We start from the raw sequence: 17,032 nt of genomic DNA, 5'->3' as shown, positions 1-17,032 counted from the left end.
CTAAATCTATCTCCTTCCTTAATATAAAATCCGCCACAGATAAAAGGTCGCGTAAGCTTCCCAGCCCTTCCAGCCTTCCGCCATCCGCTTAATCTCGCTGATCGAGGGCTTCGCCTCGCTTCCCGTCAACGCTTTGATTGAATTATGAAGCCCGACATCCGCGATCGGGAACGCGTTAGGCAGCCGCAAGCAACGCATCAGAACATAATTAGCCGTCCACGGTCCGATACCCCGGATCGCGATAAGCTGCTTCTCGATCGCCGCGAAATCCCCTAGCTCCAGCAAGCCATGTTTATTTAAAGTCCCTTCAGCCATAAGTTTGGCTACCCCAATGAGATATTCGGATTTTTTCACGGTCATCTGCATCGGCGTCAAGTCTTCCGTCTTTAATGCCGCGATGGTCCCGGGTTCCGGGAACAGCCAGTACGTCCGGCCTTCCCGCTCCAAGCTTTGCCCGTAGGCCTCCACGAACCGTTTTTTGAGCGTATAGGCAAAAGCCAGATTGATCTGCTGCCCGATAATCCCCCAGCATAAGGCTTCGAACAAGTCGGAAATCCCCACGCTCCGGAGGCCGTGGAAGCGGCTGATCGCATGGACGAGCAGAGGATCCTTCCCCGCCATATCGTAAAAGGGACTTAAATCCGTATCGAAATCAAACCATTCCCGGATATACGCTTCAATCTCCCGCTGCCGCTCTATATGGACCCGTTCCTCGCCAACAACCCGCACAACCAATTCGCCTGCGTCGGAATGACGGATCTCCACCGCGGCTGGTTCTTCCCCGCTTGCGGAAGGAATAAGCCGATAGACGACGTCGCCTTCTACTTGATACAGCAGTTCGTTAGGCGATCTCCGCAAATAATTGACGGTCTCGTTATAGTTAAACGGTTCCGGTACTTTTATATATAGGATCGATGAATCCGGCATTGTTAAGGTTCCTCCCAAGTAGATCTTCCTCCATTTTACTCCATTCATTGAACCATACCAACTTGGCGTCCCGCTTTCGTAATCTTGCGCTTTCATTCGCTCCCGCTTACGATTCTTGGTCCACGCAAGGTATACTAGACGAAGAGGTGATCAACAATGGGAAATACGGAAGCGGTTAACGCGGGCAACATCCCGGAGGACAAATGGCTTGCCGTTCTATCGAATGACAGTTCCTATGACGGGCAATGGTATTATGGAGTAACAACGACGGGAATTTTTTGCCGGCCGTCTTGCAAGTCGAAGCCTCCTAACCGCTCGCATGTCCGGATCTTCCAGACGGCCAGCGATGCCGAGTCCGAGTTATTCCGTCCATGCAAACGATGCAAGCCCGCCGAGCGGCATCTGCCGGATGAAGAATGGGCAACGCACGCGCGCGTCTATATCCAAACGCATTACCGGGAGCCGCTCACCTTGTCCCATCTTGCGGACGCGCTTCATCTAAGTCCTTACCATCTTCAGCGCACTTTCAAAAGACTAACGGGTTCTACGCCCGCAGCCTATATACAGCAAATCCGAATGCAAGAGGCGATGAAGCTGCTTGCCTCTACGAACCTGCCTGTCACCGATATTGCCGGACAGGTAGGCTATGCAAACGCCGCCCATTTTGCAACGAGATTTCAGGGAGCAACCGGACTTACCCCAACCCAATACCGAGGAGAGAAACAAAAGCCATGAGTAAAAACGTATACTGGACCTTGCTTCAACACGACGACTGGAACCTACATTTGGCCGCAACGGACACCGGCCTTTGTTACGTAGGTTCGCAAGGCGCCTCTTACGAAGAGCTGGCCGAATGGGCCGAAGCTCGCCTGCCGGGCTATGAGCTTGTCCGCCACGATGCGGAGATGGAGAAGTACGCGCATGAGTTCTCGAAATATTTTCAAGGGAGTTTGGATGTCTTCTCTTTGCCCCTTGATCTGGTAGGCACCCCGTTCCAGCAGAAAGTATGGCAGGCCATGAGCGAGGTACGGTATGGCAGCACGGCCGCTTATTCCGACCTTGCCGAGACGATCGGCCGGCCGCATGCTGCCCGCGCGGTTGGCGCCGCGGTTGGCGCAAACCCGCTTCTGATCATCCTTCCGTGCCACCGAATTGTAGGCAAGACCGGGTCCATGACCGGCTACCGCGGAGGTATACCGATGAAGACCGCGCTGCTTGAACTGGAACAACAGCGTAACTAATTATAGAAATGGCAGAAGGGACGCCGGCAATCCGGCGTCCCTTCTCTAATTCACTCTAACTCATCTCACTGCTCAATCCACCGTTCGCCGCCGCCCGTATTCGCCTCGAATACATGGTCCTTTGTTGCTTCGGCGATATCGCCATAAGCCCAATAACTTGGCTGTACATCCTTCCATGGAGACGTCTTCACGCCTTCAAGCGGTCCTCTGCCGAGGATCCGGTTTATGATGGCCACCGTCTCAGCGCGCGTCAGCGCTAAATTCGGCTTAAAGGTACCATCCGCATAACCTTTCATAATGCCTGCAGCTTGCGCATCCTGAATGTACGACTTCGCCCAAGATGACTCTATATCGGTAAAGCTAGTGCCCTTCTCCGCCGGCTGCCCGATAAGAAGAGATGCGAGCTTCGCCATTTCGGCGCGGGTAACCGGTCTGTCCGGACCAAACTTGCCGTTCCCGTAGCCTTGCATGAGACCCATCTTCGTTACGGCTTCGATCGCCTCTTTCGCCCAATGAGAAGAACCAATGTCGCTATAAGTAGAAGCTGTTTCGCTTGCCTTCCGTGTAATCACCCTCGATAGAATCGATGCCATCTCGGCGCGCGTAATGCTGCTCTCCGGCCTGAAGGTTCCGTCCTTGTAACCGTTCATATAGGCTGCATGATGATTAGCAGCTGGCGTACCAGGGTTACCGGAGTTACCGGGGGTACCCGGCGTTGAGGTTTCCGTATCCGCTTTGACAGTGAAGTTAAGGCCGTCGACCAACAATTCGCCGCCTGATTTTTTCACCACTTTAACCATATGGGCCCCATTGCTCAGCCCCGAGAGACTGTACACCGTCTGTTTCGTTAAACGGCTTGCATGATAGGCATCCACTGTCGCTTTCCATTCGCCGTCCACGTACACATCGGCTTCGCCTTGCGATGGTCCCTTCGGCATGATAAGTGCCAGCCCGGTCCCCTTAAACGCATACTCGTAATAATCGCCATTGTTCACGGTATAATGTACGTCATTATGGAAGTCACCACCGAAGGAGAACACTAGACTAACCGAGCCGCTTGGCTGAGCCGCCAAGTATTCCTTCTTAATCGTAACCAGATTGCCCGACAACGTATAATCCGCTCCTGCCGTCAAAACCTCGCTGCCATTCTTAATACCGGTCAGGTTGCTGCCGTCTACGGCAAGTTCCGTTGTGACATCTGCGGCTTCAGACTTATCAAAGCTAGCCGAATCCGGTCCAAACAGATCGGATGTCTTCACTTTAAACGCATCTAGCAGCATGTAGTAGCCTGATTTTTTGACGGCCTTAATCGTATGCGTGCCTTCCGTCAATCCGATCATGCTGAATACAGTCTGCTGCACCTGCTTGCTGTCATTGTAAGTACTGATTGTCTGCTTGAAATCGCCATCGATATAAATATCCATATTGCCCTGCGAAGGATCCTTCTCCGTCATTAGCTCGATGCCTGTTCCGTAGAAGGAATATTCGAAGTAATCGTTGTCTTTCTCGGTATATTGCACATCGTTTTTGTAATCGCCCAATCCTCTGTCCCGGCTGCTCTGCCAAGCCCCCTTGTATGAAATGCCGGTATCGTCATTATTAACGACGGTATAACGGCCCCTCGCCGAATCAATTATAGTAACGGCCAGCGTCTGTGAAACGCCTTCGCTGAACGACAAGGTCAACATTGCCATTCCGTTAGGCTGCTGAGCGAGGTAGTCCTTCTTGACGGTCAACACGTTGCCCGAGAGCGTATAATCAACGCCCTCCGTCAGATCAGCCGCCCCATTCAACACTCCGACCAGGCTGTTTCCGTTAAAAGCAACCGTAGTTGCCGCATCCTCCTGCGAGGATGCCTTCTTGTCGAAGGTGCGCTGCGTTGGCGTAATGGAGCTGTTCTTCGGCGTTGAATCGCTGATCGCAATCGAGAGCTCCTCCGAAGCGCCGCGATCGAAGCTGAAGGTCAGACGGGTGATTCCGACCGGCTGCGCTGCCAAATACCCCTTCTTCAGAGTCACTAGATTGCCCGCAACTTCGTAATCGGTGCCTGCCTGCAATAGCTTGCCGTCATTAGAAATGGCGTTAAGCGTGTTGCCTGCCAGATCGATCGTAACCGCCATATCCGCCTGAGCGTCCTGCTTCTTGTCGAAGCTGCCGGTTACCGGACTAATCGTGCTATTTGCAGCCGACGAATCGCTGACCGTAACGGTCAACTTCTGCGTTGCGCCCGTGGCGAACGTGAAAGAGAGGGCACTCGTACCCACCGGCAAAGAAGCCAAATATTCCTTCTTAAGCGTTACCTCGTCGTTTGCTGCCGTATAGTCGGTATCCTTCACAAGAGCGGACCCGCCATTCTTGATTCCGATGAGTCCGCTGCCTGCGCCAGGCGCCGCTATTGTAATGTCCGACTGCGCCCCATCGGCTTTATCGAAACTTACGGTACTCGGACTGAATAGATCGGGGACGCTTACAATGAATTGGTCTAGGAGCATAAACACGCCGGATTTCTTGACTGCCTTCAGCGTGTGCACTCCATTGTCCAGTCCCGTGATGTTGTAGACCGGCTGCTGGGACAATCGGCCAAGATTCGAGGTGCTTACCGTCTGTTTGAACTCTCCATCCACGTAAATAGCCATATCGCCTTGGGAAGGATCCAGCTCGGTAATGTATTCGACTCCCGTTCCGTTGAATGTAAACTCGATAGAATCCTGATCGTTCTTCTCGGCAAAATGGACGTCATCCATATAATCGCCGAGTCCCCGGTTGTAGCTCCTGTTCCAGGCTCCTACGTAATGGATATCCGGATGATCGTTATTATAGGAAATCGTGCCGCCTGCGGACGTATCTCTGACAACAAGCGCAACGCGCTGATCCTCGCCGCCGTCGAACCGGAACTTAAGCTCGGAAGTGCCCGTCGGCAATGCCGAAAGATAACTCTTAGGTATCGTGATTTGTGTATCAACAGCCTTGTAATCGGTGCCTTCCGCCAGCGGCGAGCCGCCTAGACTTACTCCCGTCAGAGCATTGCCATTCGGCGAGACAGTTAGGACGATGTCGCTGCCCGCCTTCTTGTCGAAGCTCACTGCGCCCGGCGTCACCCGGCTGTCACGCGTTGTCGTGTCACTGACGGCTATCGCAAAGCCTTGTGCCGTACCGCCGCTGAAGACAAAGGACAAATTCGTCGTGCCTACCGGCAACGAGGCCAAATACCCCTTCTTAAACGTAACTTCATTATTTTCTACCGTATAGTCCGTTCCTTCCGACAGCGTAGTGCCGCCGTTTCTAATCGCATTAAGCGTATTGCCGCTTAATGTCATGGTTGTCTGGACATCCGCCTGCTCGGATTCCTTCTTGTCAAAGCCAGCCGATACCGGATTAATGGAGCTGTTCGCCGCTTCCGAATCGCTGATGCCAATAACGAGGTTCTGTTGGTCGGCAGCCATTTCCTTACCGCCATTGCGCGTCCATTCTCCCATATATTTCATGCCGGTATCGTCGTCGTTAACGAAGAGCGAGCCGTCCAGTGCCGTTACCTTCAGAAGGCGCGATCCATGCGATGCCAGGTCAGCCGAGCTGAAGCCGCTATCAAACTTTCCAAGCTCCTTATGGCTCCATAGATCGCGAACAGAAGCTGCTCCTGTAAGACCAATGTCGCTCCAATCAACGGATACGGTAGCCTTGTCTCCGCCAAGATTAAACAAACCAACCGTGTAGGTACCGTCTCCATTATTGGCGTACCATACCTGCTGCTGAGTTTCCGTTGAAACCGGGTGCCCCGGGCGTCCCGCCTGATTGACGGCGATCACCTCTTTGTTCGTGAGCAGCTCCAGTCCGTAGTCGTCCAGCTTGGTTAAATCGTTGCCGGTAAACAGCTGTGCCGAGGAAATCGCCCAGAACGACATGGCCGTCTTGCGCTCCTCCTGCGTGATGCCGTCCATGCTGCCGTTGCCGATGTTCAGGGAATCGAAGTCGTTCCAGCCCCCCGGGCCGGCATGGCGCCAGAATTTCTCCGCGATCGGGAACAAGCGCGAAATACTCGGCCATGTCGTTAAGCCATTCTCGCAATAACATTCGATATCCCAATCAACGCGCCACCCGTTCGCGTATTGTTTCCAGTAATCTATATACTTGACGTCAATGGCCCAGGACAACTCGAGCCATATATGATGAGGCTCAAGTGCCGTTGACCAGGCTTTTACGTCATCTCGCGCATCCAGCGACAGGTCGGAGATGCCCGATCCCGGCGTGACGCTGTCGAGCTTCAGGAAATCGACGCCCCATTGGGCGAAGAGGTCCGCAATGGAGTCAATATACTTTTGCGCGCAAGGATTAGAGAAGTCGATTTTATAACCGAAACCCCAATAATCCGATCCTTTCGTAGGGTCGCCAATATCCTTCATCGAACAGCCAGGGGCGTTATAGATGGGAAGGTCTTGCTCATAAGCGTCCTTCGACAACCCCGGAATGGTGTAGAGACCAAACTTCTGCCCGTTCGCGTGAACGTAATCGATAACCTCCTGCAGCCCGTCCGGGAATAACGTTGTGCTTGGAATTGGCCGTCCGTATCCGTCCATTCCCCCGTTCCAAGCCGCATCCACATTGATGTATTCATAGCCGTATGGCTGCAGCTTCTCATGCATCGCATCCGATTGCGCTTTAATCTGTTCGGCCGTTATCCACTTGCCTCCGTTACCGCCATGATTACTATCCCAAACCTGCATGCTGTAGCTGCTCCAGCCCATATACGGCTTCGCCGCCACTTCCTTGCTTGCCGCCTCCGCGATCCCACTGCCCGGCGTAATCATCCCAATGCCTGCACCGAACTGCGCCACCAAGGCGATAATCGCCAATAGCCGCGTTATCCTCATCCATCCGTTCAATCCTCTCATCCCCATTTCATCATTAATGGAAATCCGCTTTAATTCCCTCCTAGGCATTCACCCGAATATGCAATGACAGCGCTTACTAGCAAGTTGATCATAGCGGAGTACGCGTCCGATCCAATAGGTACACTTCCTCCTTTTCCGTACAATCCCGCGCTTCGCGAGGGGGGCAATCCCCCTCACGGCGTACGAATAGCGGCAGATTTGAAATAGCGGTTGCCTGATAGAGTCACTTCGTCGCAGCCCGTCAGCCGAATGGCCGCATCGGCTTCCCGATCCTGCTGTGCGTGCCCGTGATGAACCGAGATTTGATTATTCGCGAACGTCAGCTCCTTCGCGTAACGGGCAGCAAGTACGGGCGCGGCCCTCATGTCGAACCGGTTGTCTTCGATCATAATGCCTGCATGCACAAACTCCGGTTCCGCGTTCTCCGGCGAGATGGCAATGACAGCATGCTCCGCCCCGCCACACTCGAAGAACGAATTCCCCCGAATCGTCAAGTTATGGACACACCCGGATTCGTACCAGCTTCCGGCATCGCCCGCGACAAGCACCGCGCTCATGGCGATTCTCTCGAACCGGTTCCCCTCAATCAGCGCCCTCCGGCGAGTCGTAACGAGTACGCCGCGAGTCGGAATTCGGGACAGCCGGTTGCGGACAATCTCCACCTCCGGTGTCCATGTCACGTTCTCCACAACGTCGCCCAAGCGCAGATCCGGCGGCACGTCTCTATCCAGCTTCACCCAAATGACGCGCGGCTCCAGAAGCTTGGCTTCGGACACAACAGCTTCGGCGAAGCCGGTCAGCGTACCGGCGCGGACAAATGTGATGCGATCTCCCGGGAAAAACGCGGGAAAACCATAGGTTTGCGGATGCATGAACCGGAGCAGCACCTCATCCGCCGCAGGATGTCCAACGACTCGCATATACGTGCCATGTACGTTAATCGCGTCATCATGGGCGCCGGCAAACCGGCTGTCCGCTACGCGCACAACCCCACGACAGCCCGATACATGGATGCAATCGGCAAAAGCCGCTACGGTCCGCCCGGTCTCCGGGCGAGGAGCCAGCTCTATCCGTTCGAATGAAATATCTTCGCTGAATTGGCAGACGAGCCCAAGCCCATGCATGAAATGGACACCGACATCGCTCCACGCGATCTTGCGGCTCTGGACGATAAGCGCGCCAACCTGGTCGCGAATGCCGTCTCTAGCTTGGAACACTCGTCCGTTCGACGTCGTTGGCATCGAAGAGGACGAATAGAACAGCCGGAGCTTTCCTGCCCCTCTCTCCTCGACGCGAACCGCCGAAGCCGATAGATTGCCGGTTCGCCATGTCGTATCCGTCAGCGCGTCGTACTCCTGCATCGGCCCGTCCCGAAACTTCCATCCTTCGCCGACCCAATATAGCGCCTCGTTCGCGATTTCATACCGGCTGTCCGGATGAACCGCCATGTCGAGATAATCGGGTCCAACCCCCTCGACAGTCATCTCGGTCACTGTTGGCCAAGCGTAATCCAATCGCAAATGCCGAATGGCAATCTCTTCGCAGCCGTCGATTACGATCATGGTCTGCTTGCCATGGAAGACGAACAGCGAGCCATTGCCGTCCAGTATCAAATTCCTTATGCCTTGCAGCAATATTCCGATCGTCCTTGTCACGTCGGGATTCTCCTCTTCGCTTGCCGTGTTCGAAATATAGTATTTCGCTCTCGTCGCTTGCTCAGGGAAAAACTCGTACCGCCCCCGTTCGCAAGCAAGCACAACGGGACCTTCAATAATAGCCGCCGCTTCAAGCGCGCCGCGCATTGCCGCCGTCGTATCCTCTCCCGAATCCGGCCTGCCCCCGAAATCAGCCAATTGAATAACCGTAGGATTCATTCCTTCATCACCTCGTTTGTCGTATTATGCATTACTTATAACGCAATCGGACGCTTCGCAAAGAAGCGTCCGATTGCGTTGTTTCTATAGCTACCGCCGGTTACTTGGCCGAAGCGTCGTAAGCAGCTTGCAGGATTTCGAGATAGCGGTCCAGCTTGAGGTTTTTCAAGCCCTCTACATAGCTATCCCAGTCTTTGTCCAAGTCCTTGTTGCCCGTAACGAATTGAAGCGCGTTTTGTTCAATGTAGTCGCGGATGTTCGTTTGCAGCATGCTCATCTCGTCGCTTTGGTCCGGGTCAACCCAGATCGACCAGAACGGGAACAGCTCCTTCGGTTCGCTGCCTTCGTACAGCTTTGTCGCTTCATACAACCTGCGTTCGTAGTTTGCCGAATCATAGATGTCCTCTCCTTGCACCCAGCTGTCGCGGTATTCCTTCGGCATGTAGAAGTGACCCATGCCGGACCAGCCGGCGTTACGAGGTTTTTCGCCCTCTTTGCTCGGAATCGTCTTGACCATCGGCTTAACGCCCTCGCCAAGCGCCTTGTCGCCCGGAGCCGGATCTTCCCAATCGATGCCCTTCATGCCGGAGCCTGCATTGGTCTGGCCTTCCGGCGTATACATGTAGTCCACGAGTTTGATAAGCGCGATCTGCTGTTCTTCACTGGCCTTGTTCGTAATGACGAATTTCCCGCCTGGGGAGACGCCGCCGTTGTCATGCGTGCCAAAAGCTCCGTTTGGTCCTTTCAGAGGCGGTACCGGATTATATTTGGCGGAACGCGGTCCTCCCAGATCAATGAAGATCGCCGGATGCATGCCAGCGCCAGCGCCCAATATTTCAGCGTCGGCATTTTCGCCGATTTTTTTGAACGCTTCCGCGTTTTGCGTAAATGCGCCCGGATCGATCAGCCCTTCATCATACAAGGATTTGACGTAAGCAAGCCCTTGTTTCCATTCCGGTTTGATCGCCGCAGATTCCACTTTGCCGCCAGACATATTCAAGTAGTTGCGATCGTCGTCGTAGACGAACCCATTCATCAGGAATGGAAGAACGCGTACGCCAAATTCCTCGGTGGAACCGCTGAGCGGCACTTCATCCGCTGCGCCATTGCCGTTTGGATCTTGCGTCTTGAACGCTTCCAGAACTTTCTTGAACTCCTCCGGCGTTGTTGGCATGTCGAGGTTCAGCTTTTTCAGCCAATCGGTGTTTATCCACATTTTGTTCGGGTAAGAGCAATGGAAACATTGCGTATAGGCAACAAGGCCGTAAATCTTGCCGTCCGGCGCCGTATTCAGCGTCTTGAGATCCGAATTGGACTCCATCGCTGCTTTGATGTTAGGCGCATATTTGTCGATAAGATCGTTTAAAGGCACGATGACGCCTTGCTTGCCATATTTCAACAAGTCGGCTTGCGAGAACTGATCGATATAATGCGTCAGAATGTAGGCATCCGGATAATCGCCGCTCGCAAGCGAAATTTGGCGTTTCTCTTTCGCTCCGTCCGAAGGGACCAGCTCGAAATCAAATTTGATGTTGAATTTATCTTCCACAAACTTCGTGTACTTGTTTGTTGGCAGGTCGATGCCTTGCTCCTGCACGGCAAATACGCTAATCTCCTGCGGCTTGGACGAACCGTTTGCGCTAGGCGAATTGCCACCGGGCTGCTCGTTGTTTTTACTCGAGCAGGCCGACATCGCCATAGACAAGATGAGTAGGATAGATAATAAACTCCAGCTGTTCTTTTTCATTTTTTTAGCTCCCCTTTGCATAGTAACCGTAATTGTGAAGCTGGTCTCTTCGGGCTTGCAGCATTAAACGCAAGGGATGTATCACCTATGGCTACATCGCCCCCACCTCCTTAATGAGATCACCGCCGGGAACGGCCGGCCGTTAGATTAGCCTTTAACCGAACCAACCAGCATTCCTTGCACGAAATAGCGCTGCACGAACGGATAGATGATCAACACCGGCAGCGTAGCCACAACGATAAGCGCATATTTGAGCAGCTCCGCCAGCTGCGCCCTCTGCACCTGCACGCTGATATCCATCGCTCCGGCACTATTGTTTTGGATGATGATGCTTCTAAGCACGAGCTGCAGCGGATACAGCTTGTCGGATTTCAAGTAGATAAGCGCGTCGAAATACGCGTTCCATTGCCCAACGGCGTACATAAGGACAAGTACGGCCAATATCGGCTTTGAGAGCGGGATAACAACGCTTGCCAGAAACCTCCAGTCACTGCAGCCGTCAATTTCGCTTGCTTCAATCAGTTCGCCCGGTATTGTCGTCTGAAAGAATGATCGCGCGATGATGACCTGCCATACCCAGATCGCATTGGGTATAAGCAGCGCCCAGCGTGAATCGATCATGCCAAGCTCCTTCACAACGAGGTAAGTCGGAATAAGTCCCCCGCCGAACAGCATTGTGAACATGACGATCATGAGGATGCCGCTGCGGCCAAAAAACGTCTTGCGCGACAGCGGATAGGCCAGCATGACCGTCAACACGACGCTGATGAGCGTTCCCGCCGACATGTAAAACAGTGAATTGATGTAGCCGGTCATGATGAGCGGCGTTTTTAATATCGTCTCGAAGCCTTTGAACGACAGGTCTACCGGCCACAGCCAGACCTTGCCGGACACAACGGCCGACGGACTGCTGATCGAGCTGCTGACGATATAAATAAGCGGATACAAGACGGCGACGAGCACAAGGCTCAATATCGCGTAGACCGCGAAGACAAAGATGCGGTCGCCGGCTGACTCTCGAATTTTTGATTTAGGCGCTGCCAATGATTTTGCCATGTCCCATTCCCCCTTGCTTACCAGATGCTGTTGTTCGAAATTCGTTTCGCCAAGCTGTTCACCGCGACCAATAGAATAAGGTTGATGACGGAATTAAGCAGACCCACCGCCGTGGCGAAGCTATAGTTGGCGTTGAGAAGCCCCATGCTGTACACGTAAGTCGCGATCACCTCGGACGCAGGCAAGTTCAGCGAATTTTGCAGCAAATAAATTTTCTCGAAGCCGACGGACATGATGTTGCCGACGTTCAGAATCAGGATGATCGTAACGGTCGGAAGGATACCGGGCAGATCGACATGCCAGATTTTCTGAAAGCGCGATGCTCCGTCCACCTTGGCCGCTTCATACAGCGTTGGATCGATGCCCGCAAGTGCCGCAAGGTAGATAACTGCCGCGTAACCTGCCGTCTGCCAAATATCCGACCAGACGTAGATCGACCGAAACATGCCGGGTTCGCCCAAGAAATTAACAGGCTCGAGCCCAAAGTGCTGGAGCGCAACGTTAACAAAGCCAAGCCGCGGCGCGAGGAACAGCATGATCATGGACACCATGACGACCGTGGAGATGAAATACGGCGCGAACGTGACCATTTGCACGAAGCGTTTGAAGCGGCCGCTCCCTATCTCGTTAAGCATAAGCGCCAGCAGAATGGGTATCGGAAACCCCGCCAGCAGTTGATAGAAGCTTAGAACCAGCGTATTGCGTATGAGAGTCCAGAAGATGGGATTGTCGAAGAACATTCTGAAATATTTCAATCCCACCCAGGGGCTGCCCCAGATCCCCTTGACGACGTTGTACTCCTTGAATGCCAGCACCGCGTTCGCCATCGGCACATATTTGAAAATGATAAAAAACAGAAGCGGCGGTATGACGAGCAAATATAGCTGCCAATGCGACCGCAAGCTTTTGGCAAACTGCCTGCCGTACCCGTTCTTCATATAGGCGGGCTTGATAGATTGCTGTTTGGTAGTAGGTTGTTGCAGCAGAACGATCCCTCCTCTAAATGTTGTCCCCCGGTGCATTTGATAGCGCTTTCTATACCCTGATCATAGTGGAGAGTACGCTCAAGCAGGTAGGTACACTTCGGTCGTTTAGCGTACAAATGCGCCATTTGGGAAGGGCCAATTCCGCCGGGAAACGTACCTTTTCCGCAAAAAGAAAAACAGCGGGCGCAGGGCGTTTTCCCTGAACCGCTGTTTTATGGGGATTTCCGTCTTAACTCGCGGAATGCTCTTATTACTCTTTGTAATCGTTGTACGCCTGCTGCATCAGCTCCACGTAGCGGCTAATCTGCAATTGGTTCAGCCCTTCTACGTATTCGTCCCAGTCTTTGTCCAAATCCAGATTGCCCGTAATGAACTGCAGCGTGCTTTGCTCGATGTAATTTTTGAGATTCGTTTGAAGCATGGCAGCCTCATCCGCTTCTTCGGGAGCCATCCACACGGCCCAATACGGAAATACCTCGTCCGGCTCATGTCCTTCGTAGAGGAGCGTTGCCTCGTACAGTCTGCGCTCGTAGCCCGTGTTCGCGAAAATATCCTTCGCTGCCACCCAGCTGTCCCGGTATTCCCTTGGCATGTAAAAATGCGCCATTCCGCTCCAGCCAGAGTTCTGCCCATACGTGCCAGCCTCGTTCGGAATAGCCGCGTATTTCGGCTGAACGCCTTCACCAAGCGCAATCTCGCCGGCTTCCGGCTTTCTCCAGCCCGTGCCTTCAAGTCCCGACTGCGCAACCGTCTGCCCGTCCGGCGTATAGATGTAGTCGACCATCCGGATTAACGCTATTTGTTCTTCCTCCGTCGCTTTGCTTGTGATGACGAACTTCGCCCCTGGGCTAAGTCCGCCTCCAACGAAAGACGCGTACGCCGCATGCGGTCCGGCAAGCGGTGGCAGCGGTTCGTAATCCGCACTGCGCTCGCCGTAGACGAATATATCCGGATGCATGGCAGCTGCGGCGCCAAGAATTTCGGCATCCGCGTTCTCGCCGACTTTTCGAAGGGCTTCCGAGTTCTGCGTGAAGGCGCCCGGATCGATTAATCCCTCGTCATATAAAGACTTGATATAAGCAAGCCCTTCCTTCCATTCCGGCTTGTCCACAACGGAATACAGCTTCCCGTCCGTTATGCCGAGGAACGTGCGGTCGTCGTGATAAATGAAACCGTTCATTAGGTAAGGAATGATGTGGACGCCGAAATTTTCGGTTGAGCCGCTGAGCGGCACTTCGTCCTGCAGGTTATTGCCGTTCGGGTCGCCATGCTTGAACGCCTCAAGCATATGCTTGAACTGCTCTGTTGTTGCCGGAAGCTCCAAATTCAATTGCTTCAGCCATTTGGCGTTAACCCACATCTTGTTCGGATAGGAGCAATGGAAGCAATCGGAATAAGCGGCGAGTCCGTATATGTTGCCGTCCGGCGCGGTTTGAAGCGCCTTTAAAGCCGGCTCCCGCTCCATAGCGGCCTTCATGTTAGGCGCATATTGTTCGATAAGCTTGTTAAGCGGGATTATGACCCCCTGCTTCCCGTATTTCATTAAGTCGGCTTGCGAGAACTGGTCGATATACGTCGTTAACCAATATGCGTCGGGATAATCCCCGCCAGCAAGCGAGATTTGCCGTTGCTCCTTAGCCCCTTCCCCGGACACGAGATCCCAGTTGAACTTGACGCCGAATTTCTCCTCGAGCAGCTTCGTAAACGTATTCGTCTCCAGATCTAAGCCCATCTCCTGTTGGGCAAATACGCGAATAGGCAGCGGAGCGTTACCCGTTCCGGCTTCACCTGCGTTCTTAGCTGTCCCGCCCGTATTTGTGCAAGCGGTTAACAATAAGATGCCTGCCAAAGCGGTAACCATATGGCCAAAGATGCTTCTGAACACAATCCGTTCCCCCTTGATCCCTTTACGGCACCTCAAATTTTGATGGACTGGCGGTACGAACTCGGCGCAACGCCCATTACCCGCTTAAACGCCCTGCGGAAGGAATGCGCGCTATTGTACCCGACGCGTTCCGCTATTTCGTCAACCGTGCATGCATTTGTCCTTAGCATCTCGGAGGCATGCTCGATTCTGACCATCTCCAAGTAATCCGAAATGTTCGTAGCCGTCACTTCCTTGAACAATTGGGAAATATACTTCTCCGGCCGCTCCGCATGTTCGGCAATCCGGTACAGCGTCAACTCGGGATCTCCATACGATTGGGCTATGAATTGTTTCATTTCCTCAACCATTTGGATATGGGCATGGCTTTTCTTGCTGCTAATGACTCCGCATAACGCATCGACGATTTCGATAATCTCCTCTTGAATGATTGCAACCGGATTTGATGCTTGAACGTTTACGATCTGGTTCTTGAGCGCAAACTGCAACTCCGATTCCAGAAATGCTTTCTGATCGAGCAGCTTAAGAAGCGTTCCCTTGAGCTCGCCTACCAACTGCTGCTTCATTTCAATCGACAGCTGGCGGTTATCCGTGTTTTTCTCGATGACGGCCTGCACCATACGCCCCGCTTCTTCCTTGTCGCCCGCCCGGATCGTGCTGATCAGGCGCTGCTCGATATCAAGCGGATAATAATACGTAGCCGTCTCCGGCTGGGCGTCTCTAAACCACACAATGCTTTGCTTGATATCGTACTCGGCATATTCCATCGTCTGCTTCGCCTGTTCGGAAGAATGGCTTACCTCGAGCAGGGAATGATACTGTTCGCCGAGAGATGCCGTAAGATGAATTTTGTAGTCCCGGTAGGCTAGCTCTATCAGCTTCTCGAACATGTCCGTGATTGACTTTCGTTCCGTTGTATTCCCGGATTCCTGCTCCTCTTGATTGACCTGACAAATCGTAACGATCCGGTCTGATCCAAGATCCGTCATTAGAAGATTGCTGCCTAGTTCTAGCTCAAGGAGTATCTGCTTTACGATCAGCCGGGCGGCCGTCAGCTCGTTAAGAATTTCGACGCTGTCCATGCCGGAGTAGCCGTTAATTCGCAACACGCTAACAAACCCTTGCTGCGACTGGAAGTGAGCGCCTGCTTGCGCAGCCGCCGCGGCAATCTCCTCCCCCGACTGGAATTCACCGGCGATTAGCCGTTTCAGGAAGCCGTCGCGGACGAGCGGTAGCTGCCGGTTAAGCTCGTTCTCCAGTTGCCGGTTGCTTGTAATCATCCTCGAAATGTTCCCCTGCAGGAAGTCGAATTCGTTCCGCCCCGTTATGCCTTCTTTGCCAAAGTGCTCCTTCATGACGCCTAACAGCCGGTTAATCGGTACGCTGTTCCGGTACGCAAGCAGCAAGCCGGCAAGCAAACCAAGCAGAAGAGCGGCGCCGGTCACCAGCCAGGTAATCGTCCTGATTTGATTCGCGTTCTCCATTAGGACGTGGCGCGGAATTCCCGCTTGGTACACCCAACCGTTCTTGTCCGAACGAATCGTAATAACGAGGTCATCGTTGTAGAACTGGCTAACTTTTGCCGGATCAAAGCGGGTATCCCCGCTTAACCGGGCTGCCGCATTCTCATCGGTACCGCGCAGACTGATCGTATTTCCTTGCGAATCGCTAATATGGGTCCAGCCGCCATACCGCTCCTCAAGTCCGGATAGCAAGCTTGAAATATTCTCTTCGTCTATGATGACAACAACGGTCGCCGGCGAATTGCCGCTGAAGCTGTCGAGCGGAAGCGACTGCATGTATGTAACGACCGAAGTTTGCTTTGTTTTGTTCGTGAACGGGCGGAGCGGCATAATTTCACTGCCATGATTCCGATCCAGCACCGTGCTTTTCCATTCAGCCAATGACATGTCATTGTATCGGAAATTGTCGTAATAATGCTCCGGCCGGAAATAAGCGGAGCCTTGCGACAAGATAACGTCGTAGTTGCTTAGATAGATAAAATAATTTTGCAGGAAGTCGTTCGTCTGGCTGAAGGGCATCACCTGCCTCATCACGTTCCAGATGCCGTACACGTTATCTTGATCGCCTTTGATCTTTTCGTTCATCAGAGCATTCAAATCCGGATTCAAAGCCAACTGCCTCGTGAAACCCTCAACCTCCGCCATCCTTCTCTCCAATATTTCTTTGCTGCGTTCCAATTGCGTAATGCCGTTCTCAATGGAGACGGATTGCGTAACCTCGATGGATGTGCGGTAGGATACGTACCCGGCAATGCTCGGTATGACTAGAATAATAAGATAAGAAATTAGGAATTTACGAAAAATGGTGGAATGCTTCGGCATACAATAGCTCCCTCCCGCAATTAAAGCGCTTACATATTACTTGGATAAACGTTGCGATCTTCCTCACTCGCTATCCTATCTC

Annotated in this window: 10 protein-coding genes; 2 read left to right on the top strand and 8 right to left on the bottom strand. The window is 53.1% G+C overall.

All coding sequences use genetic code 11. The features are described from left to right. Positions 1-18: 18 nt before the first annotated feature. Positions 19-927 carry a DNA-3-methyladenine glycosylase family protein gene (locus QQK89_RS15890; RefSeq protein ID WP_284239604.1) on the bottom strand — a complete coding sequence of 303 codons (909 nt, stop codon included), beginning with the start codon at positions 925-927 and terminating at the stop codon, positions 19-21. Between the two features lie 156 nt (positions 928-1,083). Here QQK89_RS15890 and QQK89_RS15885 point away from each other — a divergent pair, with 156 nt between their 5' ends. Together QQK89_RS15885 and QQK89_RS15880 are read left to right on the top strand one after the other, a co-directional pair. After that, positions 1,084-1,662 (top strand): bifunctional transcriptional activator/DNA repair enzyme AdaA, encoded by a 579-nt coding sequence (locus QQK89_RS15885; protein WP_284239603.1) that lies wholly within the window; start codon positions 1,084-1,086, stop codon positions 1,660-1,662. Beyond that, entirely contained in the window at positions 1,659-2,168 is a 510-nt protein-coding gene (locus QQK89_RS15880; protein WP_284239602.1) for a methylated-DNA--[protein]-cysteine S-methyltransferase, read from the top strand. Before QQK89_RS15885 ends, QQK89_RS15880 begins: the two co-directional genes overlap by 4 nt. A 65-nt stretch (positions 2,169-2,233) precedes the next feature. On the opposite strand, the gene QQK89_RS15875 is transcribed toward QQK89_RS15880, so the two are convergent. From QQK89_RS15875 to QQK89_RS15845, 7 genes are all read right to left on the bottom strand, one after another. Then, complete coding sequence (locus QQK89_RS15875) at positions 2,234-7,036, bottom strand: X2-like carbohydrate binding domain-containing protein (protein ID WP_284239601.1); 4,803 nt, start codon at positions 7,034-7,036, stop codon at positions 2,234-2,236. A gap of 194 nt (positions 7,037-7,230) precedes the next feature. Then, positions 7,231-8,931 carry a right-handed parallel beta-helix repeat-containing protein gene (locus QQK89_RS15870; protein WP_284239600.1) on the bottom strand — a complete coding sequence of 567 codons (1,701 nt, stop codon included), beginning with the start codon at positions 8,929-8,931 and terminating at the stop codon, positions 7,231-7,233. Between the two features lie 100 nt (positions 8,932-9,031). Continuing rightward, positions 9,032-10,678 carry an extracellular solute-binding protein gene (locus tag QQK89_RS15865; protein ID WP_284239599.1) on the bottom strand — a complete coding sequence of 549 codons (1,647 nt, stop codon included), beginning with the start codon at positions 10,676-10,678 and terminating at the stop codon, positions 9,032-9,034. A 147-nt stretch (positions 10,679-10,825) separates the two neighbouring features. Beyond that, positions 10,826-11,734, bottom strand: coding sequence for a carbohydrate ABC transporter permease (locus tag QQK89_RS15860; RefSeq protein WP_284239597.1), 909 nt, complete (start codon positions 11,732-11,734; stop codon positions 10,826-10,828). A gap of 17 nt (positions 11,735-11,751) precedes the next feature. Then, positions 11,752-12,672: an ABC transporter permease gene (locus QQK89_RS15855; protein ID WP_284239687.1), complete on the bottom strand. Its 921-nt coding sequence runs from the start codon at positions 12,670-12,672 to the stop codon at positions 11,752-11,754. A gap of 298 nt (positions 12,673-12,970) precedes the next feature. After that, positions 12,971-14,581 (bottom strand): extracellular solute-binding protein, encoded by a 1,611-nt coding sequence (locus QQK89_RS15850; protein WP_284239686.1) that lies wholly within the window; start codon positions 14,579-14,581, stop codon positions 12,971-12,973. Between the two features lie 56 nt (positions 14,582-14,637). Next, positions 14,638-16,950, bottom strand: a complete 2,313-nt coding sequence (locus QQK89_RS15845; RefSeq protein WP_284239596.1) for an AraC family transcriptional regulator — start codon at positions 16,948-16,950, stop codon at positions 14,638-14,640. Positions 16,951-17,032: the final 82 nt, after the last annotated feature.

Source organism: Paenibacillus glycanilyticus (assembly GCF_030161375.1).
GTDB classification, from domain to species: Bacteria; Bacillota; Bacilli; order Paenibacillales; family Paenibacillaceae; genus Pristimantibacillus; species Pristimantibacillus glycanilyticus_B.
This window is presented reverse-complemented; position numbering and strand designations above follow the sequence as displayed.